This is a genomic window from Pontibacter sp. FD36, assembly GCF_015686655.1.
In the GTDB taxonomy this organism is placed as follows: Bacteria; Bacteroidota; Bacteroidia; order Cytophagales; family Hymenobacteraceae; genus Pontibacter.
Genome location: NZ_JADPMP010000001.1, coordinates 101,699 through 124,716 on the forward strand (window position 1 = coordinate 101,699; position 23,018 = coordinate 124,716).

The window sequence follows — 23,018 nt, forward strand, 5'->3', positions numbered from 1 at the left end:
CTTTAATTATTAACCTTGATAAAGCTTTCACTGTCGACCAGGAACTGGGCGTTGGTGGCGATCACATCGGTTTGCTCCAAGCCAGCCGTGATCTGGATCTCATGGCCTGCGCGAGCGCCGGTGGTCACTGTAACCGGTTCGAAGACACCGTTCATTTTCCGGAAGGCCACCGTTTTGGTGCCGATGTCCAGCACCGCCGCCTGAGGTACCCAGAGAGCAGGGGCCGTGTCGACACGGGCTGTTGCGGTCACCAGTTGCCCTGCCATTGCCAGTTTTGCATTACCGGGCAGGTATACCCGCACTTTGGCAAAGCTTTCCCCCTCGTCGAAGAACGGCTGAAAGAAATCCACCTTGCCATCAAGCTGCTCACCTGGGATTTGTGGGAAAGAGATCTTCACCGGCGTACCTTTTGACAGGGCTTGTAGCTCGCCGGCAGGCACATTAAACTCGGCCCACAGTTGCTCGGCATTCACCACCTGCACCAGCGGCTGCCCTACGCTCACATACATACCTTCGCGCAACTGGATAGCCTGTCCGGCTGGATTAGTTGAAGCCCCGGAAGGAGGTGTTGGGGTTGCAGCGCCGCCTCCGCCCATGGCGTCCATGCCGCCACCGGAGCCGGCTGCAGGAGTAGCTGCGGCCATACCGGTAGAAGCGGCCGGAGAAGCGGTATTGAGATCAATTACGTAACCGTCATAGGGGCTGTAGAGCGTGAAGGTATAGCTCTCTTCGCCGTTGCGGATAAGGCGGTTTATCTGCTCGTCGGTGGCCCCGAGGTACTGCAGTTTTTGCCGGGCGGATGAAATCAACTGCTGATCTTCAGGTGAAGCCTTCACCAGGTAGAGCAGTTCGCGCTGCGCCGTGATCAGGTCCGGGCTGTACACCTCCATCAGCTTCTGCCCCTTGCGGATCGGCTGGAAATTGTATTTGACAAACAGCTTTTCGATGCGGCCGGCCACGCGGGCAGGGACTGTGTAAACGCGCCGCGGATCATAGGTGATGATGCCGTCCAGCTGCACGGTGGTCTGTGTCGCCTTTTGCGCGGGCTTTGTCGTGGTGATACTGGCTACCACCGTGCCAGTCGTCGGTTTCAGCAGAAACGCCAGGTCTTCGGTAATTTCAACGCCTTCGCCATGTACGGTTTTGGGGACTAAATCCATACCGCAGACAGGGCAGGTGCCGGGCTTGTTCTGCACAATCTGCGGGTGCATCGGGCAGGTATACTCCGTTTCGCCCTGTGCATGTGTTTTTTCCTCCACCGAGCAGGCAGCTACCAGCAGCGCTGTCAACAGGAAGAGTATGTTCAAATATCGTCTCATGTTTGATTTTGAGTGAGTGATCGAGTGGCTGTGTGTCAAGGTTTGAATCAAATCCTTTGCCCAGTCACTCGACCGCAATTTATTTCTCTATTTCTTTTTCATAGCTTACCGACATCTGGTAGAGCGACTGCAGCAGCTTGAGAGACTCCATCTGCGCCATGTTGAGGGCTTCCCAGGCATCGATCACCAAGGGCAGCTCCTCACTGTTCTGCTCATAGGCCAGCAGGGTCACATCGTAGTTCTTCTTCAGCGCCGGGAGGATCCTGCTGTTGTAATTTTCAACCTGCTCCCGCATCGTATTCAGCTCCAGGGCCATGGTTCGCGCCATCCCTTGCGCCTCGTTGAGCATGGCTTCCCGCTCACGCTGCATGGCCTGTATTTCCAGGTTCATGGCCTTGGTGTTGGCCTTGTACATCTTCGACGACCAGGGGGCGATCGGGATCGAGACCATGCCCATGGCCGTGTACTGCTGCGGCATCATGTTGTCGCGCGGGTACATGTGGTCGAAGCGCAGGCTGAAATCCGGCAGGCGTTCTTTCTTTTCCATCTCCACGTTCAGTTGCATCGACTGGATGGTTCGGTCGAGCTGGCGGATGTCGCTGCGGGCGCCGCTCAGGTAGCTCGTATCAATGGCGGGGACAGCCGGTGCAGGTACGGCTACGGTGGTATCGATTTTATACTTCTGGTCTTTGGGCAAGTTCATCAGGATGTTGAGCTGCACGTTCTGCTGCTCGATCTGCGAAGCCGTCATTACCTGCATGTTCTTTACCTCGTGCAGCCTGGCTTCGGCTTTGTAAACACCACCCAGCTTGCCCTGGCTGTAGGGGTAGCGGATACGGGCCAGCTTCAGCATGTATTCCATGATCCGCTCGTTGTCTTTGAGAACATCCAGCTGTTTTTCCAGCACCACCCAGTTGTAGTAAGCCGTTTTGGCCTGCGCCCGGAGCTCGTTGAAGGTCACATCCTTCGCCGCCTGCTCGACGCCTGCTCTTGACTTCATGTATTTCTCCTTGGCGCGAAGCTTTACCGGGTTGGGTATGTCCTGCTCTGCCGATATCATCCAGGCGCCTTTATCACGCTCATCCATGATCTCGGCCCCTGGGTAGGGGGCCATGAACACACCACCGCCTACCATGGGCGCCATCCAGCTCTTTGCGCCTTCAGCGTAGGCATCCATCGCTTTTGCCTTATAGTTGTACTGTTGCAGCATCGGATTATTGTTGCTGATGCGCTGCAGTACGCTGTCTAAGTTGATGGTGTGTTGCTGCTGGGCCAGCACCGGGGTGCCAGCCAGCAACACAAACACAAACAACCAATTTATTTTATTAATGCTTAACATCGTATATCTCTAATTTGCCGTGTTTCTTTAACTCATACTCTTTCGTCATTTCAAACACCACCGGGGTTACCAGCAGGATGTGGATAGAAGAGGTAAGAACCCCTCCGATCAGCGGCAGCACGATCGGGAGCATGACGTCAGTGCCCACACCAGTTGCCCAAAGTACCGGTATCAGGCCAAACAGTGATACCGACACGGTCATGATCTTGGGACGAAGGCGCTTTACCGCTCCTTTGAACACGTAGTCCCGGATGTCCTGCTTGGTAATCGTCTCGCTGCTGTTGCCTTTCAGTGCCACCAGCTCATGCATCGCCTCGTTCAGGTACACCACCATCAGCATACCCGTTTCAATGGCCATACCAAACAAGGCGATAAAGCCTACTGCCACTGCTACCGATAAGTTCACACCGTAGAAGTAGACAATGAATACCCCGCCGATCAGGGCAAACGGGATGGTGATCAGGCTGAAAAAGGCTTCTTTCAAGGAGTTGAAAGAGAAGTATAAAATAAAGAAGATGATAAGAACCACCAGCGGAAGTATGATTTGCAGGGTCTGGTTGGCGCGCACCTGGTTTTCCCACTGCCCGCTCCACTCCAGGTAATAGCCGTTGGGCAGACCGGTCACTTCTGTATTTAACTTCTCAATGGCTTCCTTCACAGTGCTGCCCAGGTCGCGGTCGCGCACGTTGAAGAGCACGGCCCCGCGCAGCTGCGCATTCTCGGAATTGATCATAGGAGGCCCTTCGGTGAAACGCACCGTGGCAACCGAAGAAAGCGGAATGGAACCTGCCGAAGCCGTCTGGATGGGGATGCGCTCAATCCGCTCCACGCTGTTGCGGTACTCCTGTGCCAGGCGCACGTTAATGGAGAAGCGCTTGCGCCCTTCAATGGTATTATCTATTGGTGCGCCACCCAAGGCAGACTCCACGATCATGTTCACATCGTCTACGGTCAGGCCATAGCGGCTGAGGGCTTCCCGATTGATGTCTATTTCCAGGTATTTGCCGCCTGTGATCGGCTCTACGAACAGGTCACTTACGCCTTCGACATCACGCAAGGCAGCCCGCACTTTTTCCGAAACCGAAGCGATGGAGTCCAGGTTCTGGCCATACACTTTCACGCCCACGTCGGTACGGATGCCGGTAGCCAGCATGTTGATGCGGTTAATAATGGGCATGGTCCACCCATTCACCACACCCGGGATCTGTAGCTTGCTGTCGAGTTCCCGTATGATATCCTGTTTGGTGATGCCTTCGCGCCATTCCGACCGTGGTTTGAGCATAATGATCGTTTCAATCATGCTGATCGGGGAGTTGTCGGTGGCCGTACTGGCGCGGCCCGCTTTGCCCAACACACTCTCCACTTCAGGCACCGATTTGATGATCTTGTCCTGCACCTGCAGGATGCGCTTGGCCTCAGCGTTGGAAATGTCAGGCAGTGTTACCGGCATGAACAGGATAGAGCCTTCGTCCAGCGGCGGCATAAACTCGGTGCCCAGGCTCATGAGCATGGGGATGGAAACCAACAAGGCCAGGATGTTGACCCCGATGGTGGTTTTACGCCACTTCAGGCACCACTTCAGCACCGGTCCGTACACCCATTCCAACGCCCTGTTGATCGGGTTGGCGCTTTCTTCTTTAAACTTCCCTTTCAGGAAAAAGGAGATGAGCACTGGTGTCAGCGTGATGGCTATGATGGCGTCCACGATGAGGATAAATGTTTTTGTCCAGGCCAGCGGGCCGAACAGCTTGCCTTCCTGGCCGGTGAGCAGGAATACCGGCAGGAAAGAGGTGATGACGATTACGGTACTCCAGAACACGCTGGGCCCCACCTGCTTGGCAGCCTTCTCGATGATCCGGATTCTATCTTCTTTTGATAATTTCATGTTGAGTTTCTTCTTGAAAGACTACAGTTAATCCTCCCATGGTTTGCCCTTGCTCGCGTCAGCCAGATGGCGGTAGGAGTTTTCTACCATCACAATCGCATCGTCCACGATCACACCGATGGAAAGGGCAATGCCGGTAAGCGACATGATATTGGAAGAGATACCGAAGGCGTTGAGCAGTATAAAGCCAATGGCGACTGACAGGGGCAGCTGAATCATGATGACCAGTGCACTGCGCCAGTGGAAGAGGAACAGAAACACAATCACGGAGGCTACCAGCATCTCTTCGATCAGGGTCTTTTTGATAGAGTCCACCGATTCGTTGATCAGGCCGCTGCGGTCGTAAACGATGTTGAACTTCACGCCCTCGGGGAGGCCTTTGGCGACCTCTTCCATCTTCACTTTCACGAGGTCGATCACTTCTTCGGCATTTTCGCCGTAGCGCATCACCACAATGCCGCCCACCGCTTCGCCCTCGCCGTTCACGTCGAAAATGCCCAGGCGGCTTTCCCCCGTCATCTGCACCGAGGCCACATCACGCACCCGCACCGGTATAGAGTTGTTGGTGGCGATGGCAAGGTTCTGGATCTCTTCTGTAGATTGTAAATAGCCTGTGGTTTTGATGATATAGCCGATGTCGGATAGTTCGAACTTACGGCCACCGGCTTCGTTATTATTGGCGCGGATGGCCTGGATAACCTGCGGCACCGAGAGTTTATAGTAGGTAAGTTTATTAGGATCCAGCGTGATCTGGTATTGCCTCTGGAAACCACCAAAGGAGGCCACCTCGCTGACGCCTTTCACATTCTGCAGCGCAAACTTCACATACCAATCCTGTACGGCGCGTTGCTCCCCCAGGTCCATGCCCGGGGCGTCCAGGGTGTACCACAGGATATGGCCCACGCCGGTACCGTCCGGGCCCAGAGTAGGGGTGACGTCTTCCGGCAGCATGTTGCCAACAGAGTTAAGGCGTTCCAGCACGCGGGTCCTTGCCCAGTACACATCTGTTTCGTCTTCAAAGATGACGTAAATAAAGCTCATGCCGAACATGGAGCTGCCCCGTACATACTTTACCTGGGGCAAACCCTGCAGGTTGGTAACAAGCGGGTAGGTGATCTGGTCTTCGATGATCTGTGGGCTACGGCCCATCCATTCGGTAAAAACGATCACCTGGTTTTCAGACAAATCGGGGATGGCATCCACCTTGTTTGTCTGCACGGAATACAAGCCCCATCCGAATAGTACCGCTGAAATGAGCAGGACGATATAGCGGTTACGGAGCGAAAGAGATATTAATTTCGCAATCATGTAAGTAGAAAATAAACCTTAACAGGAATTTGAGCAGCCACCGGGTTGTGGCAAGTAGGAGGTGAGGCCAAAGCACATAGGAAGACCAGTCCGGTCCTTCATGAGAAGACACGGCTGCGCCAGCCAAAGCGTGGCATCACAGGAGCCTGAAAGGTTATAGCAGGAAAGATTGCACCAGCACCGGGATGTCGCGGGCAATCGGGGGGGATTTATACAGCGCGTAGGTAGACGCTTGTTCTGCTTCAGGAGCAAATAGCTGAAGTATAACCACTTTAAAAGCGGCTACAAATTTCAGGTCTAAGGCTTTGGTAAGCAGCTGTGCGTTGGAATCTGAGGCGGCATCAGCTTGCTCCAGGTGGAGCGTGTGGTCATCGCAGCAGGCGGATGCAGAATCGTCTGAGCCAGGCACGTTATGGCAGGATGGCAGTTTTTGTTGCTGCTGTTCCATCGGGCAATCTGCCTTGGCTCCGAAAAAGGAAAGATCCTCTAACTCACCCTCACACAAATGCATGCCCACCGAGATGCCGGTCGAAGAGACAAGCACCACGAAGGTCAGGACAAGTAGGATCAGGTGACGGATCAGCTTCATAGTGTGACTTAAACTTTTGCAAAGATAAAGCATATGTAACAGAGTTTGTTACATAAATAGCGGAATGTTTTATAAATTCTTTGCGAAACAACCCATCAGGCGTATGATGGTGCCAACGGATCACAATTTAAATAAGAACCAGTGTGAGGTTTCAAAAAACAGAAAAATGCTTAGCTTCTCCCTTTTGTTTAATACTGCTTGAAGATTATGTACTCTACTGTGTGTTGTATCTCTATGATACGTTGGTAGATGGAATCCTTCTGGCTTATTGTGGGAAAACTCATTCCGACTGAAACCAAACCTTTAACAACCATCCTGTAAAACTTGCAGCACTCAGCTTAAATTGCATAACAGCCTGGGAAGGACGAAGATACAATTTCCCGGAGTGCAGAATCTTTCTTGGAGGCATACAGTGCGGATGATCAGGCAGAACCTGTTCCGGGCCTTCATCCACAATCTAATAGGCATTTCCATCAGGGCTGGGGTACTCACCCGCTACAAGGCTTCCTGCTAAATCCGATGGTAGTAGGAGTAGCCATGATATTGAGGTCTGCGTCAGTGATGACCAACAGTTTGCAGCTAAAGGCGCAGAAAATATAGAGGTGCAAGATAAATATGTTAAAAATAAGAAGGATTGTGTAACAGACCACCCTCAGGCAGGTGCTGTTTTTGTAGTGATAAAAATAAAGTAAGAAAGCTAGCTATACAAAAGGATGAAGCAGCTACAGTTTAAATCCAATATCAATTGCGGAGGCTGTGTTTCAAAAATAACCCCTGTGCTCAAAGACAACGAGTGGAGCGTGGATAATAAAGTGTTAACCGTGAAAACGGATTCTCTCTGCCAGTCAAATCATTGTTACGGTAGAGGAGGCCGGTTTTAAGGCACAAGCTCTTTAGTGTTGTAGTCCAGAAGTGGACCAAAGAAAAACAATGCCAGCGATCGTAAGTATTAGAGACAACTCTTGTAATGAACATGAGATTGTAAGTAACGCTAACATTCAAGAAGAAGCTACTTATGCAGTAGCTTCTTCTTGAATGTTATAAAGACAACACTACGGTTTAAGTTTTAAAGCTCACCGGTAAAGACTACAACACAAACAGTAAACTACACCATGGTGGCTGCAGGTATATGCCTTATCTTTGTCCCAAGAATGGGCAATGCCAGGCTCAGCCTGGAGATTTATGACAGTTGTGAACGGTTGATTGGAGTCTATTGTCGAGTTCTTTCCCTATAAATTGTGAATAGCTTTTTAACCATATTGTTTAGTATCCTCTACGTCACGGCTTCCAGCGGGGCGGCCTTCCAATTGCAGTTCTGCAAGGGGCAAGTGGTAGATGTCAACGTATGGTCGGAGAAAGAAAGCTGTGCCACAGAGTGCCCTACTGGCAAGCCTGAGAAAGAATGCTGTAAGTATTCCCAGCAGCAGCTGAAGGCCGACAGCCAGCACGACGACTTAGTTACAAGTATTTCAAAGCCTGTTTATCTGGCTGCTATTCTCTCGTATCCAACACAGGATGTTCCCTCTTCCGTATCATCGATAGTAGTAGAGTACCCCAAAAGCAACGGACCACCTCTGGCAGGTAAGGTTGCACTCTACATCAAAAACTGCGTTTTCAGAATTTAGATCATTCCCCTTCTTAAACCAAAGCCTCGATTCTGCAGGCTTAGCCATTACCGATACACTTTGAAAGCTACCATAGCTTAAAAACCTGTGCCCATACTTGCTCTAGTTTGTGCACTAGGACTATCGTTAATGGCCATTAACCGGCTGCTCTTCTCATGCCCATGTGTGCCAGGGTGAAGCAGTAAATCCAACCTTATTTTTTTAACCAATGCGAGTAGAACGTATGACGCTCTTACTCTGCCTCCTGCTGTCCGTTCCGGCGTTTTCCCAGACGCTGACGCTGCAGGATGCAGTCGATAGGGCATTGAATAACTATGGCTCGATAAAAGCCAAAGAAAAATACCAGCAAGCATCAGAGGCAACCGTCCAGGAGCGGAAAAAGGATTACCTGCCCGATGTCAGGCTCTCGGGCCAGCAAAGCTACGGAACAATAAATGGCCAGCATGGTCCCTTATATGGGTTTGGTGGACTAGGCGTTGCTTCCACCGCGCTGCCGCTCCCCGAGCAGGATTGGAACGCCGCCTTCGGCGCGCTATACCTGGCAAACGTCAACTGGGATTTCTTCAGTTTCGGGCGGGTAAAAAGCTCAATCAAAGTAGCGCAGTCTGAAGCGGCTGTAAGCCAGCAGGCGTTGGAACAGGAGCAGTTTGAGCATCAAGTGAAAGTAGCTGCTGCTTACCTCAACCTGCTCACGGCCCAAAGGATAGCCTATACCAAAGCGGAGAACCTCAAGCGGGCGCAGGTATTTAAATCCACTGCGGCTGTATTAGCCAGGAGCGGATTGATCGCAGGCGTCGATTCTTCCCTGGCCAACGCGGAAGTCTCCAATGCCCGGATTGAGCAGCTGAAAGCACGGGATATGGAACTGGAAAAGTCCAAAACCCTGGCTGTGCTGATGGGCGTGCCTTATGCCGAGTTTACGCTGGATTCGACGTTCGTTACTAGCATTCCTGTCGCACTACTCACAGAACCTTCTCCAGTTGAGGAAACGCATCCGGCGCTACAGTTCCAGTTAAGCCGCATCGCCAGGAGCGATGCCGAAGCAAAGCTGTACCGCAAAATGGCCTACCCGACCTTTTCCTTGTTCGGTATTGTGCAGGGCAGAGGCACCGGGTTCCAATCCATTTATCCGCAAGATCAGTCCGCCTTCTCAAGCAACTATTTCGACGGAGTTGGCATTGGTCGTGGCAATTACCTGGCCGGTGTCGGTTTGCACTGGAACCTGACCTCCATCTCCCGCCTCAACTCCAGAATCAAGTCACAGGAGCTGCGGTCCCAGGCCCTGAAGGACGAATATGAGGTGGCTTACCAGGAACTGGAGGCACAGGCCAGGCTGGCTGATGCCAAGATAGCCAATGCCCTGGAAAGTTACCGGGAGGCACCGGTGCAGGTAAAAGCCGCTTCTGACGCTTACCGACAGCACACTGCCCTCTATAAGAATGGCCTGACAACTATTGTAGACGTGACACAATCCCTCTACACGCTTAGCCGGGCAGAGGCAGAAAACGAGATTGCCTATGCCAATGTCTGGCAGTCTCTTTTGCTGAAAGCTGCCGCTACCGGTGATTTTAATCTTTTCATGGACGAAGTTAAAGCTGAATAAGAAATGAATTTAATACGAAGCGCCTTACGTAAACCCATCTCCGTGCTGGTGATGGTGGTGGGCCTGCTTTTCTTCGGGGTACAGGCTACCCGCGATGTGAAAGTGGACCTGCTGCCGGAAATGAAGATGCCTGTGGTTTACATCGCCCATTCCTTTTATGGGTATACGCCCAAACAGATGGAGTCCTACTTCACAAAAATGTACGTGAACATGCTCCTGTTCACCAACGGCATCAAGGACATCCAATCAAAGAACTCGCAGGGCCTGACCCTGATGAAGGTTACCTTTCATGAGAATACGAACATGGCCTCTGCCGTTGCCGAGATAAATGCCCTCTCCAACAGGTCGCAGGTGTTCCTGCCGCCGGGTGCGCCGCCGCCCTTCATCATCCGTTTCGATGCCTCTTCGCAGCCGGTGGGGCAGCTGGTCTTCACCAGTCCGGTCAAGAACAACAACCAGTTGCAGGATGTGGCCAACTTTGCGGCCCGGCCATTTCTAATTTCTATCCCGGGTATCCAAACGGCACCGCCATTCGGAGGAAGCCCGCGCACGATAGAGATCAACATCGACCCGGAGCTGATCCGCGCCCATAACCTGACGCCTGACCAGATTGTGGAGGCGATCAGCAACAACAACATCACGGCTCCTTCAGGCAACGCCACCATCGGCGACATCAACTACCTGACCCCGACTAACAATGTCATCAAGACACTGGAGGAGTTTGGCGAGATCCCGTTGTTTAAGGGCAGCGTGGAGAACCTATACTTGCGGGATGTGGCTACCATCAAGGACGGCGCCGATATCACGACGAGCTACGCCCTTATCAATGGGGAGCGGTCCGTGTACATCAACATCGCCAAATCCGGGGATGCCTCCACCTGGGAGGTGGTGAAGAACCTAAAGCAAAAGCTTCCTGAGATTCAGAGGAACCTGCCCGAGGATGTAAAGATATCCTATGAGTTTGACCAGTCGGTTTATGTGATCAACGCCGTGAAGAGCCTGATAACGGAAGGGGTGCTGGGAGCCGTACTCACGGGCCTGATGGTGCTGCTGTTCCTGGGAGACCGTCGGGCAGCCCTTATCGTAGTCCTGACCATTCCGATTTCCATTATCTCAGGGGTGCTGTTTCTGAAGCTCTTCGGGCAGACCATCAACATCATGTCGTTGAGCGGATTGGCGCTGGCTGTTGGTATTCTGGTGGACGAGAGTACGGTAACGATTGAAAACATTCACCGGCACCTGGCCATGCGCAAAACCAAGGCCCAGGCCATCTGGGAAGCCTGTAAGGAGATCGCTTTCCCGAAGCTGATGATTCTATTGGTTATATTGGCTGTGTTCGCGCCTGCGTTCATGATGGCCGGTATACCGGGTGCGCTGTTTAAGCCTTTGGCCCTGGCAATTGGTTTCTCCATGATCATCTCGTTCCTGCTCTCCCAGACCTTTGTGCCTGTCATGGCTAACTGGCTGATGAAAGGACATAACCATGATGCAGAAGCTAAAAAAGAAGGCAGGTTTGAGAGGTTCCGCGATGGCTTTACGAACTTCCTGAACCGAATCCTGCCGCACCGCAAACCTATCGTCGCAGCTTACCTGGTAATTGCCTCCGGCTTGGTCGTGCTGTTTTTCGCCAATATAGGGAGCGATGTACTGCCAGCCGTTAATTCGAGCCAGTTCCAGATCCGGCTTCGCGCTCCGGATGGCACGCGCATTGACCGGACAGAAGACAGGGTAAAAACAGTGTTAAGTGAGATTGAGGGAATCGTAGGAAAAGAGAAGGTTGCCATATCGTCCGTGTTCATCGGGCAGCACCCCTCTACCTTTGCCGTGAGCCCGATTTACCTCTATAACTCCGGCCCGCACGAAGCCCTGATGCAAGTGGCGTTGAATGACTTTAATGGCAACATAGCAGATGTGAAGGATCAGATACGCGGCCGTATCAAGGAGGTGATGCCGGATGTAAGACTCTCCTTTGAACCCATTGAGCTGATTGACAAAGTGCTGAGCCAGGGATCGCCCACACCGATAGAGGTTCGCTTTTCGGGGATGAATAAGATGCAGAACGCCATGTATGCGAAGAAGCTGCTCGCTAAGCTCAACGAAATCGATTACCTGCGTGACCAGCAAATCGCACAGTCTCAAAAGTACCCGACGCTCAATATTGAGATTGACCGCCAGCGGGCAGCGCAGCTTGGCGTGGATGTGCGTGATATTTCCAGGTCGCTCATCGCCTCAACGGCATCGTCGCGGTATACCAGCAAAAACATGTGGATCGATAACGGCATGATGGGTATCGCCTATGACGTGCAGGTACAGACGCCGCTCAACAAGATGAACAGCAAGGAGGACCTGGAGAACATTCCGGTGCTGAAAAATTCCTCGCGACCTGTTCTGAGTGATGTGGCTACCATTACGCCTGACACAACCTATGGCGAAAGCGCCAACCTGGGCACGATGGGTTTTATTACGGTGACGGCCAACCTGCACAAAATGGACCTGGGCACGGCTACCAAAGACGTGCAGGCGGCCATCGCAGCGCTGGGAGAACTGCCGAGGGGTCTGACGGTAAGCCTGATCGGGACATCCAACGTCCTGACGGAAACGACCAACAGCCTGCAGAACGGCTTGCTCGTCGCGATTGTGGTCGTGTTCCTGCTACTGGCGGCCAACTTCCAGTCCCTCAAAGTGCCTTTGGTTATCCTGACGAGTGTGCCTACCGTGCTATTCGGGGCGCTGGGGCTTCTGCTGCTGACAGGCTCTACGCTTAACCTGCAGTCCTACATGGGGATCATCATGTCCATTGGGGTTTCCCTGGCGAATGCCCTGCTGCTGGTGAGTAATGCGGAAGAGCTTCGCAAGTCTAACGGCGGAGATGCCCTGGCAGCAGCGAAAGAAGCCGCTTTCCTACGCTTAAGGCCCATCATCATGACCAGCCTGGCCATGGTGGCCGGTATGCTGCCGATAGCCATCGGGTATGGAGAAGGCGGTGACCTGATAGCTCCACTGGGCAGAGCAGTTATCGGAGGGCTTGTCGCTTCCACTTTTGCGGTGCTGATTTTCCTTCCATTGGTTTTTGCCTGGGTACAGGGGAACTCTTCAACAGATTCCGTGTCGCTGGATCCGGAGGATGAAGAGAGCAAGCAGTATGTGCTTCAAACGGTTTAGTTTCTAACTCACAGATTTTAAGAAAATGAAAAATATTCGGTTTATTTCATCCCTTGCGTTCTACAGCACTTCCTTGGTGCTGTTGATCAGCAGCTGTACGCCCACAGAGGTAGCAGAGAAAAAGTCAGAGGAGCCCATGATGGCTCCCAAGATGGAAACCTTCGCGGTGACAAAAGATAAATTGACAACTACCCTGTCGGTGCCGGGAGAACTTGTTGCCAACCAGGAGGTAGATATCTATGCGAAGGTGAACAGTTTTGTAAAAGTTTTGAAGGTAGACATAGGCTCTGAAGTGAAAGCGGGAGAAGTACTGATGATACTGGAAGCACCCGAGATCAGCTCCCAGCTAGCCGCTGCCAGATCCAAAATAAAATCTTTAGAGGCCAACTATATTGCCACCAGGGCAAGCTATGACCGGATAGTGGAGGCAAGTAAAACAGAAGGCGCCGTTGCCCAGGACGCACTCGACCAGATCACGGCCCGGAAAAATTCGGACCTGGCACAGCTGGAAGCTGCCAAAGCTTCGCTGGAGGAGGTGAAGGTGATGGCGGGATATTTGGAACTGCGTGCGCCGTTCAGTGGCGTCATCACTGCCCGCCATGTGGATGTGGGCGCTTATGTGGGGCCATCCGGCAAGGGGTCAGCACTGCCCTTGGTTACGCTGCAGGAGCAAAAAAAACTACGCCTGATCGTATCAGTTCCCGAAGCCCATCTGCCATACCTAAATACTACAAATCCGGTAAGCTTTACTGTTAGGTCGCAACCACAAGCCTCCTATAGCGGCGTAATCAAACGGCAGGCGGGAGCCCTAGATGCCAAGCTGCGCTCAGAGCGTATAGAGTTGGATATCCCAAACCCTGACAGAACGCTGTTGCCGAGAATGGTAGCCGATGTAAAGATTCTACTTTCACTCAAGGATAGCACATTTGTTGTTCCTGAAATGGCACTCGTTGACTCTGATGAAGGCATTTACGTGCTGAAGGTGGTGTCAAACAAAGTGACAAGATTGCCTGTGCGAAGAGGCCGGAAATTCGATGGGAAAGTTGAAGTATTCGGCGAATTGAAAACTGGAGACAGTCTGATCAGCAAAGCAACCCCGCAAATAGAGGAAGGTGCTGTTGTGATGAATTGAGAAGTCAAGGTATAGCGTCTGACTATCTTGTTTTTGCTGTGCCCTGGCGCTTCAAAAAATTGGTTAATGTTTAGTTTGTGTTGATATGGGGCTCCTTTTGGGAGCCCTATATTTTTGATCCTCGAGTACGGACAATTTCTTAAAGCTCTTGTGTAACCTATTAAGGTACTCAATCAAGCCAGAGGATGGTAATGGTAGTTGTTACTGATTCCGGGTTTGCATGACACTGGTTTTATCCTATCCTCGTTTTCTCATTCAAAGAAGATTATCAGGCTATAGTGTCAAGTGGGCAATGCCTGTGATTTTTTCCTTTGTCAGGTGTTACCATCTCTCGGATGGTAGAATTTGTGGTCGAAGAGCACAGAAGTCCAGTCAATTGGACTTTTTGTGCCGTAAGGTAGGTAGAACGTGTTCGTATCTTTGTAGAGCGATATAATTAATGAAACAGCGATCATGGGTCAGCGAAATTCCCTCCTGTATAGCATTTTAACTGTGAAATGCCCCAGGTGCCGGGAAGACAGTGTGTTTCCGAAGGGAACCTTGTACACTACTAAGTTTGCAGAGATGCACAAAACATGCCCTTGTTGCGGACAGGTTTTTGAACCGGAAGTAGGCTATTACTACGGGACGATGTATGTAAGCTTTGCCTTCAACGTAGCAATATTTTTAGTATCCTTGTTTTTGCTCTATCAGTTTGTAGAAGAGGTGACCATGGCGATGATGATCGGGATTGTGCTGGTGACGGTGGTGGCATTACTGCCAGTTATTTTCCGTCTGTCCCGGGTGGTGTGGATCAATATATTTATCAGGTATGAGGGCCCTTGCAGCGAGATCTCTAGGAAGACATACTCATAGGATTTGCTTATTCAAATATTCACGATTTTAAACTATAATGGACCTTGTTCATAGTGAGTGAACAAGGTCCATAACAGGGGGTGTAGTCTCTTCCCACGGTAACACCCAACACGAATTACATGATCAAGTTATGCATGGAAACTCTGTCCACCTAACCCTCTGTGATATACTTACTACGCGTCTTTCTTATGTCTACATCCATACCGGTATATGATATTTGCTCACTCTCTTCGAATAAACCAGAGCAGCATGATATTTTGGTAAGCAGGCTAAGCCATTACCTTGTAACCCATCCAAATTTAAAATTTCCTCATCGCCATTCCTTCTATCACCTGGTGCTCTTTACCAAGGGAGAGGGAACCTACGAGATAGACTTTGTAAAATGCACAGTTTCGCCCTCGCAAATGTATTTTATGGTGCCGGGGCAGGTGCATTCCTGGGACCTTACGGGAGATACTGATGGCTATATCATAAACTTCTCCAGTAGTTTTTTCCACTCTTTTTTACTCTCGCCGGAGTACCTCAAACAGTTTTCTTTCCTATCAGGTATAGTGGATGGGTCCATTATTACTCTGCCTGAAAATCTCCGGCAGGAAATCACCGCTGTGTTTGAGTCAATTATAGAGGAAGCACAGCTAAAGCACCGTGTCAACAGGGACATGATACGGGTTCTGCTGCTGCAGATTTTCCTTACTATAAACAAGCATCTGGGCAGTAGGCCAGAACAGAAGGTGACCGGCTCCAAAGTAATCCTTATTCGGAATTTTCAGAACCTGGTGGAGCAACATTTTCACCGCCTCAGGCTTCCCAGAGACTATGCGACTTTGCTTTACATTACTCCTAACCACTTGAACGCCTTAAGTAAAGACATTCTGGGTAAACCCGCAGGTGAAGTGATAAGGGAGAGGGTGCTGCTGGAGGCAAAGCGGCGGCTGATCGATTTTGATCTTACCATCTCTGAGGTAGCCTTCCAACTCGGGTTTAATGACAATTCATACTTTACGAAGTTCTTTAAAAAGTATGGAGGGATTACGCCTGAGGAGTTCAGGGAAAAGCACAGCTAAACAGCACTTGAGCGAGATTTATTACTTGTGGTCTTTTACTAAAAAGTTTCCCTCAGCAACTTTAAAGGCTTTATGTAGACCAGGTAACCAGCATTTTTTGTAAGGAAGACTGACAATCCTGTGAAATCACACAGGACGTACCCATTTTTTCATTTGATTTGGTCGGCAATGGTAATATAGCCTGCGTACTGGGCGTCAACGGCTGTCAGCACGATCGTTTCCACGATACCCTCCAGGCTTTGGTCATAGGCGATGTTGAACTTCCGGAGCAGCTTGCTGTTGCCTGCCTGCCAAAACCGTCTCACCTTTCATTTTGGGGCCAAAAGCCTAAATACTAACTCTTTTGTAATTACTGTTTAAAACAGATAATTTGTGCTGACTTCAAAAAGGACAGTGTAGAATAATCCTTTGTTTGTGTACCCCCCTCTAAGCCTGTTAACTTGCTCAGGTGAGTAAACAAGGCAATGATAGTCGAAATCTGGTCTTGCAGCCCTGCCAGTAGAGCCTGTTATTGTACAATTGAAAAGTTGTGAAGAAAGTCAGTTAATAGATGCCGCCAAGTATCAAATCGTGTTACAGTGCCGTCAGGGCGAGCCGGGTTTGCTTTGATGGGCACATGAGCGAACCGGTTATGAAAATGTGCCCCAGGCTGTGTTTGGACACTATTGTCATGGCCAAAGCCTGCACGTGTACCGTAATTACGAGGCGGTGGCTGCTTTAGATGTATACCAATAATAGGGATACACAGTAGATGCTGAAGGTTTGGCACATGCTTGCAGGTTGTTTGCATTGACAAGTATGGATAGCTGAGTCTCTATATTAAGACGCGCTGCTTCTGTATGCGATACGTACTTCAATTTAAGAATATGCAGAGATTGCTCACCAAGTGGGGTAATAATGGTAATGGCGTAGTGAAGATTTGATCCTCAGAATAAAGAACGTAATGATACCTAAAGATTTGACCAGAGATATTAAGAACAGATTGAAGGGCTTGAGTGGCCACATTGATGGAATTGTTAGGATGATGGATGAGGATAGATCACCCAAAGACATACTCCTGCAGATGAAGTCGGTGGAGAGTGGACTACAGAAGGCGCACCATTTGTTGCTGGATGAGGTATACCGGAAGACATTGGCGATCCAAATCGTGAATGCACGGAATTCCTGCCCGGGCGATTGCGGCAATGAAGAGAAGATTGAGGCACTCCGGAAGGAGTTCCCGGGGCTTGAACTGGAGGAGCTGGTAAGTAAGATAGAGGAAATAGAAAAGCTCACCCAATGGCTCCAGGAATACCTCAAGGCAGGCAACAAAGGTTAACTAATTGGGCGCAGGGAAGGTGGCTTTTGTTCTTTATTCTTGTTGCCTAAACCTAAATCTGCTCTGTGAAAACCTCCGCGCATTATTGAAGGTGAAATTTAGTCAGAGCATGCAAAGCTCCATACGCTTGCTTTGCGCCCTCGCCGATGGCCTGATCACGCTGTTCATCTATAATGCTGACAACCTGCAACTATGCCAGCAGGACCTGCGAGAAGATTGAGCTGGCGGAGGATGCTTCTTGCCCTTTCGATAAGTGCCTAACTACAATAGTCCCGGTATAGCTCCTCTATACTTGAGCTGGTGGGGCTACAGCCATCTATATGCCTGTTTTTCCCAGAGTTCAAAACTGGCCTTGCCCCGTTTCTGTAGGTAAGTCTGTTTCCCCTGGTTGCTTTCCTATAAATTTCTCTCTTCCAGAACAGGTAAAGAAAGTGAAGCCCGTCTGCGTACTCTAGTTGCTTCTACAAAGTAGGTTTGGTTTCTCCTTTCTTTTTATTCTTCTTCCTTCCCAAGAAAATTTTAAAATTCTTTTTGTCTACCCCCCTCTCCACGGTTGTACCTTTCCTACACTAGAGAAAGCAAGAATTATATTTTATCGATTTAACCATGAGGGCGACTATAAGAAATGGAGGGTTCCTCTTCCTGATATGTTGGAGCATCCTGTTTCTGAAAACTGAGGCAAACGCGCAATCACATGAAAAGAAAAAAACAGACAAAATGGAGAAGACAGAGGAAAATATGACAAGCCTTCACCTGAGAGTGGAGGGAATGAGCTGCCAGGCAGGATGCGCCGATGGCATTGACAGGATGCTAAAGCAGCAGGAGGGAATCGTGAAAAGTAAGACCACCTTCAATGTGAGCACTTCTGACATCGTGTTTGATAAAAGGAAAATCTCAGCAGAACAGATCGTCCGTCTCATTGAGGCAAGGGGCTTCAGCACGAAGAAAGACTAAGCGTAGAGCCCATCATGGGAACAGGGAACCTGGCAAACAAAATGCTTCACACAGTGCTGCAATGACCTGCCTTCTTTAAGGCAAAGGATCTTAATGGACATTACTTTAGACGTTTAAATCAAAGAATATGGCAACGGAAACAGTTCAGATGAAAGTCTCCGGACTTATGTGCTCGTTCTGCACCATGAGTGTAGAGACAGCCTTGAAGCGTTATCCAGGCATAAAGAGCGTGATGGTGAACCTAGTGCATGGCATCGTGCTGGTGGAAGCCGATACAGCACAAATGAACCGAGAGCAGCTGGCAGAAGCCGTGGAGAAACTTGGTTATAGTGTTTCTGCCACAGAGGTACAGCAGTATAAGGCCGACGAGGACCTGTTTCAGGTGATCAAACAACGGGGAAGCATCGGAATGGCGCTTTCCATCGTGGATCTGCTGGTAGACCCGATCAATTTATTTAATCTGCCTGCCCAATACAGGGCCTGGTTCAGTTTTGGAGTAGCAGTTGTTGTGCTACTGTGGGTAGGTTATCCTATCCTGCGCAAGACACTCATGGCTATCAGCCAGCGGGTAATCAATGCCAATGTGCTACTGAGCGCCGGGGCATGGGGTTCCTTTATCATCGGTACGCTATCCCTGTTTAGTCCCAACTGGCCTAACTTCCTGCCAGTGGCAGCATGGCTCATGTCCCTGCATTTGTTCTTTGCCTACTTTAAGCTGAACACCCGCAAAAAAGCATCCGAGGCAGTCCGAAAGCTGTTGTCGCTGCAGCCTCCAAAGGCAAGGGTGCTGCGCGGAAACCAGTTTGTGGAAGTACTCACCAAAGATGTCACCGTTGATGAAGTGGTAGAAGTGCGTCCCGGCGAGCGAATACCTTTGGACGGAGAAATAGTCTCAGGTACTGCCAGCGTAGATGAGTCCAGCTTCACCGGGGAGTCTGTTCCTGTAACTAAAGAAAAAGGAAGCACGGTAATCGGGGGTACGCTGAATCTAGACGGTGCCCTACAGATAAGGGTGGTTAAAACTGGGGAAGATAGCTTCCTGAGTCAGATTGTCAGGCTGATGAGCACGATAGCGGAGCGCAAACCTCCTATCGAGCTGCTTGCGGATCGCCTGATGAACTATTACGGCCCTGTTGTTTTCATTGTGGCTGGCCTTGCTTTCGCGGCATGGGCTGTTTTTACAGGCGACTTCACGCAGGCAACGCTGGCGCTGATCACGACCATTATCATGGGCTACCCTTGTGCCTTAGGTGTTACAACACCAATGCTTGCCGCCATCGCAGGTGGCAAGGGTATCTCTATAGGCCTGCTGGTAAAAGCTAGTGAGGTGTTCCATGGACTCTCCATTGTAGATACGGTCGTCTTTGACAAAACAGGCACATTAACCTATGGCAAGCCCACTGTGACCGATGTGGAGACATTCGGTATTGAGCGAGGGGAGGTACTTTCTTTACTGGCAGCTGTAGAAAGCAAATCTGAGCACCCCATAGGGCAGGCCATTACTTTCTTCGCCCAGCGGGAAGGAGCTGCACTGCGGGACGTAGAAAACTTCAGATCTATAGCCGGTAAAGGAGTCAAAGCGACTTACCAGGGAGATGAAGTGCTGGCAGGGAAGCCCTCGTTTCTCCAGGAGAGTGGAGCAAAACTTACGGACCTCGCCATGGGCCGTATCGTCAGCCTGAGTGCCGAAGGTAAAACTGTGATAGGTATCACCCTTGGGGGGAGCGTAGCCGGCATTGTGGCGCTTCAGGACACGCCGCGGCAAGGGGCTGCTCAGGCAGTTGCCAAGCTAAACCAGAAAGGCATCCACACGGTCATGCTTACAGGAGATGGGCTCCCTGTGGCTCATGCTATAGCCCAGGGAATAGGAATACAGGAGGTGAAAGCAGAGCTGCTGCCGACCGATAAAGTAACCGCTATTGAGAACCTCCAGCAGAGAGGCAAAAAGGTAGCGATGGTGGGGGATGGCATCAACGATGCCCCTGCCTTGGCGCAGGCTGACGTAGGCATTGCCATTGCGGCTGGAACAGACGTGGCCATTGAATCTGCCGGGGTTATTTTGATCGGAGATAAGCTGATGGACGTGGTAAATGCTTTGATTTTAGGTAAGGCCAGTTACCGCACCATGACAGGGAACGTGGTGGTGGCCGTGCTCTTTAATGTGGCGGGCATGCTATTGGCAGCCCTTGGGTTCATCACACCACTCCTGGCCATCACGGTGATGATTGTCAGTATTTTCGCAATCCTGCTCAACACGCTTCGCATTCGCAGCATAAAGCTGGAGAGGACAGAAGAGATAACGACAGGCTCATTGGCAGAAGTTGAATTTAAAGTACCAGACATGGTCTGTGAAGGATGCGCCGGTGCCATCACGGCTACCCTGAAAGGGGTGCCTGGCGTACAGGAGGTAAAGCCGAAGGTCGCCCGGAAGCAGGTGCATGTCAGCTATGAGCCAGCAAAGGTGCAGCAGCAGCAACTCAAAGAAGCGATAGGCAATTCGGGGTTCACTGCCATAGAAGTTTAACAAATGAAGCAAATATGGAATGGCAGCCGCAGCATTGAGAAAAGCAGACGAGAGTACTTGTTGTGGGTGCTCTCAGCCGCTACCTTCATTATTTTTTTTCAGGCTTATATGGTTGCCCAGCTGATTCCTAAATTAGCGCTTCTCTTTAACGCTCCCCAGCAGCGAATAGGGTTGATAGTGCCCGCTTACCTGATTCCCTATGGTATTGCTACCCTTTTCTATGGTCTGTTATCCGACCGCATCGGTCCAATGCGGATTATTTTCCTTTCCCTGTTGGCCTTTGCTGTGCTAACCGGCCTGACAGCGGGCGCAAGCTCCGTCTCCGGACTAATCGTGTGGCGTTTATTGACCGGGCTGGTGGCTAGCGGGGTAATACCCATCGCCCTGGCTTTGACAGGACAGCTCTTTAGCTATGAAGAAAGAGGCCGGCCCTGGGGCTGGCTGTTCGGTGCCATGGCCGGAGGCAGTGCCTTTGGCTCAATCTTAGGTGTAACGTTGGAGCCAATTATGGGCTGGAAGGTCTTGTTTTTAGTAATAACCACCGTTGGATTTGTTTTATCGGGTCCTCTCTGGCTCGCATTTCAGCGAACCACTTTACCGGGAAAGGGCGGCTCTATTTCATTACCAATGGTATTAAGGGGTTACTATGGCCTTCTTTCGCAAGTCTGGGGACTTCGCACCTATGGCTTCCTATTTGGGAATGCGCTTTTTCAGGCAGCCCTGACTATCGCCTCTCTCAATCTCTTTAAATACGAGAAGAGAGTCTTAAAAATTGAGTTAGTAATAGAAGTTTAAAAAATATTCGGAGTAATTATCATGGAAACAACCCTCTATTTGTTGGTCGCAAAGATTATGAAAAAATCATTGATCCTATTTTCTGGAGCATTCATCTGCTTGGCTACGCAATCGTGTGGACAAGAGGCTGTCGATCATACTGCTCAAAAAGCAGTTAATAATTTATCTGTGAAGACAGTAACGATGCCAGTGGAGGGAATGTCCTGTGGCTCCTGTGTGTCAACCGTGAAAAAAACGGTGAGAGCACTCGACGGTGTACAAGGAGTAGAGGTAAGCCTCGAGAAGCGGGAGGCCACCATTACCTACAGTGATGATAAGATCACTCCGCAGCAGATTGGTAAAGCCATTTCGGACAAAGGGTATAAAACAGGAGAAGCAGTAGAAGTAAAGACACCACAATGACGCTCGAAGGTTTTTTTCAAAGTTTTGGCTCTAGCCTGTCAGAAGGTTCTATTCTGGCCATGGGAGTAGCTCTAATAGCGGGGATAGTAGCTAGCGCAGTCTGTCCCTGCACCCTTCCCGTTGGGTTAGGAATGGCTGGTTTGGTCAGCAGTAATTCACAAAATCAAGAAGGGCGTAGCGGACTGTGGATTGCGACTGCCTTTTTTGCTGGCATCGTCATTAATTTGACTTTATTGGGAGCATTAGCCGGTAGACTAGGCGCTATTCTTACAGAATCTTTTGGTCGTTACTGGGCGCTGGGGATGGCTGTCGTTTCTTTGATAGCTGCCATTTTGGCTTTTTATGGGCCGAGGCTACAGGTAACCCAATTAGCAGCCCTTCGGAAACCTGGTATCAGCGGCTCCTTTGTATACGGGTTTATATTTAGCCTGGGCACATCCGCTGCTCCTCTGTTGCTGTTGCTGTCCGTCGCTGCAGCCCAAGCTAGTCCTCTTTATGGGTTGCTGCTGGCTTTAGCCTTTGGGCTGGGCAGAGGGCTCCCTTTTTTAGTGGTTGGGGTTTTTGCTGGAGCCGTTTCCCGCCTGGCCCGGTTGACCTGGCTCCGGCGTAGCATTCAAGTTGTCAGCGGTTGCGCACTTCTTATTGTTAGTATATACTACACCAGGGTTTTTATAGACCTGCTGCCATAAAGCCAACTGATGATTTCAGGAGTGCAGGTCATCAGTTTGGTTTATCTTGTGCACCACCCGCGCACACTTCTGAGATACATTTTACAAGACGGAAAGTATTTCAAAAGCCATACTATAAAACTGCTAAAATATGAATCGTAAAATAGAGATTTTCACCGCCGGTTGGCCTTTGTGCGACCCAGTAGTAAAGATGGTTCAGGGGCTGACCTGTGACAGCTGCGAAGTCACCCTTTATGATATGATAAAGCTTTGTGATGATAATACCTGCTTAAACAAAGCCTAAGCATATGGAGTGGTACGCATTCCGGCAGTAGTTGTAAATGGGAAACTATTAAACCGTTGTGAAAGTGGTATTACCAGAGAAAATCTAATGGAAGCTGGTATAGGACAGGGACAGAAGGCGTAAAGTGTGAATCTTTAGGTGCCATAAACTCTGCCATCCTTGGGCAGGAGTT

Annotated in this window: 16 protein-coding genes and 1 pseudogene; 12 read left to right on the top strand and 5 right to left on the bottom strand. The window is 50.4% G+C overall.

Going from position 1 to position 23,018, the window contains the following annotated elements:
* Nucleotides 1-2: 2 nt before the first annotated feature.
* The 4 genes and pseudogenes from I0P70_RS00465 to I0P70_RS00485 form a co-directional block, all read right to left on the bottom strand.
* Nucleotides 3-1,319, bottom strand: a complete 1,317-nt coding sequence (locus tag I0P70_RS00465; protein WP_196114271.1) for an efflux RND transporter periplasmic adaptor subunit — start codon at nt 1,317-1,319, stop codon at nt 3-5.
* Between the two features lie 79 nt (nt 1,320-1,398).
* Nucleotides 1,399-2,658 (bottom strand): TolC family protein, encoded by a 1,260-nt coding sequence (locus I0P70_RS00470; protein ID WP_196114272.1) that lies wholly within the window; start codon nt 2,656-2,658, stop codon nt 1,399-1,401.
* A pseudogene (locus tag I0P70_RS21545) lies at nt 2,645-5,851 on the bottom strand (efflux RND transporter permease subunit). Before I0P70_RS21545 ends, I0P70_RS00470 begins: the two are co-directional and overlap by 14 nt.
* Before the next feature lie 154 nt (nt 5,852-6,005).
* Nucleotides 6,006-6,440 carry a hypothetical protein gene (locus I0P70_RS00485; protein WP_196114274.1) on the bottom strand — a complete coding sequence of 145 codons (435 nt, stop codon included), beginning with the start codon at nt 6,438-6,440 and terminating at the stop codon, nt 6,006-6,008.
* Nucleotides 6,441-7,699: 1,259 nt separating this feature from the next.
* On the opposite strand from I0P70_RS00485, the gene I0P70_RS00490 reads away from it, so the two are divergent.
* The 6 genes from I0P70_RS00490 (at nt 7,700) to I0P70_RS00515 (ending at nt 15,881) form a co-directional block, all read left to right on the top strand.
* Nucleotides 7,700-8,065, top strand: a complete 366-nt coding sequence (locus I0P70_RS00490) for a hypothetical protein (RefSeq protein ID WP_196114275.1) — start codon at nt 7,700-7,702, stop codon at nt 8,063-8,065.
* A gap of 208 nt (nt 8,066-8,273) precedes the next feature.
* A complete protein-coding gene (locus I0P70_RS00495) occupies nt 8,274-9,668 on the top strand; it encodes a TolC family protein (RefSeq protein ID WP_196114276.1) in 1,395 nt (464 codons plus the stop codon).
* Between the two features lie 3 nt (nt 9,669-9,671).
* A complete protein-coding gene (locus I0P70_RS00500) occupies nt 9,672-12,830 on the top strand; it encodes an efflux RND transporter permease subunit (protein WP_196114277.1) in 3,159 nt (1,052 codons plus the stop codon).
* Between the two features lie 25 nt (nt 12,831-12,855).
* Nucleotides 12,856-13,962 (top strand): efflux RND transporter periplasmic adaptor subunit, encoded by a 1,107-nt coding sequence (locus I0P70_RS00505; RefSeq protein ID WP_196114278.1) that lies wholly within the window; start codon nt 12,856-12,858, stop codon nt 13,960-13,962.
* Between the two features lie 564 nt (nt 13,963-14,526).
* Nucleotides 14,527-14,817, top strand: coding sequence for a DUF983 domain-containing protein (locus I0P70_RS00510; RefSeq protein WP_230391910.1), 291 nt, complete (start codon nt 14,527-14,529; stop codon nt 14,815-14,817).
* Between the two features lie 188 nt (nt 14,818-15,005).
* On the top strand, nt 15,006-15,881 hold the full coding sequence (locus I0P70_RS00515) for a helix-turn-helix transcriptional regulator (protein WP_196114280.1): 876 nt from the start codon (nt 15,006-15,008) through the stop codon (nt 15,879-15,881).
* Between the two features lie 149 nt (nt 15,882-16,030).
* Here I0P70_RS00515 and I0P70_RS00520 read toward each other — a convergent pair whose 3' ends face one another.
* A complete protein-coding gene (locus tag I0P70_RS00520) occupies nt 16,031-16,186 on the bottom strand; it encodes a hypothetical protein (RefSeq protein WP_196114281.1) in 156 nt (51 codons plus the stop codon).
* A 653-nt stretch (nt 16,187-16,839) separates the two neighbouring features.
* On the opposite strand from I0P70_RS00520, the gene I0P70_RS00525 reads away from it, so the two are divergent.
* From I0P70_RS00525 to I0P70_RS00550, 6 genes are all read left to right on the top strand, one after another.
* Nucleotides 16,840-17,199 carry a metal-sensitive transcriptional regulator gene (locus I0P70_RS00525; RefSeq protein ID WP_230391911.1) on the top strand — a complete coding sequence of 120 codons (360 nt, stop codon included), beginning with the start codon at nt 16,840-16,842 and terminating at the stop codon, nt 17,197-17,199.
* A gap of 717 nt (nt 17,200-17,916) precedes the next feature.
* Complete coding sequence (locus I0P70_RS00530) at nt 17,917-18,153, top strand: heavy-metal-associated domain-containing protein (RefSeq protein ID WP_196114283.1); 237 nt, start codon at nt 17,917-17,919, stop codon at nt 18,151-18,153.
* 148 nt (nt 18,154-18,301) lie between these two features.
* Nucleotides 18,302-20,677, top strand: a complete 2,376-nt coding sequence (locus I0P70_RS00535) for a heavy metal translocating P-type ATPase (protein ID WP_255530886.1) — start codon at nt 18,302-18,304, stop codon at nt 20,675-20,677.
* A gap of 3 nt (nt 20,678-20,680) precedes the next feature.
* A complete protein-coding gene (locus I0P70_RS00540; RefSeq protein WP_196114285.1) occupies nt 20,681-21,472 on the top strand; it encodes an MFS transporter in 792 nt (263 codons plus the stop codon).
* Between the two features lie 168 nt (nt 21,473-21,640).
* Nucleotides 21,641-21,874: a heavy-metal-associated domain-containing protein gene (locus tag I0P70_RS00545; RefSeq protein ID WP_196114286.1), complete on the top strand. Its 234-nt coding sequence runs from the start codon at nt 21,641-21,643 to the stop codon at nt 21,872-21,874.
* Nucleotides 21,871-22,563, top strand: a complete 693-nt coding sequence (locus I0P70_RS00550; RefSeq protein WP_196114287.1) for a cytochrome c biogenesis protein CcdA — start codon at nt 21,871-21,873, stop codon at nt 22,561-22,563. Before I0P70_RS00545 ends, I0P70_RS00550 begins: the two co-directional genes overlap by 4 nt.
* The last annotated feature ends 455 nt before the right edge of the window (nt 22,564-23,018 follow it).